This window comes from Pseudomonas sp. AC463, from assembly GCF_979253585.1.
Genome location: NZ_CEEDDZ010000556.1, coordinates 1 through 276 on the forward strand (window position 1 = coordinate 1; position 276 = coordinate 276).

Here is a 276-nt window from a genome sequence, read left to right on the forward strand (position 1 = left end):
GTTGAGGCCCGTCTGTTTGAGCGCCCGCCGGCATTTGATGGTCAGCGTCTCGACCACTGCCTGCTGGAACGCCAAGGCCACGTCACAACGGGTCTGCTCGCTGTCGTCGCCATTGGCGCAGCATTGCTGCCAGGTATTGAGGGTGAAGGTCTTCAAGCCACTGAAGCTGAAATCCAGGCCAGGGCGATCGGTCATCGGCTTCGGGAACACGAAGCGTCCTGGCGTGCCGCGCTCGGCGAGCCGGGCGATCTCCGGGCCACCGGGATAACGCAGGCC

At 64.5% G+C, this 276-nt stretch carries 1 pseudogene; it reads right to left on the bottom strand.

Annotated elements, in window-relative coordinates:
* A pseudogene (locus tag AC0IYH_RS31395) lies at window positions 1–276 on the bottom strand (tRNA (adenosine(37)-N6)-threonylcarbamoyltransferase complex transferase subunit TsaD); the annotation flags it as partial.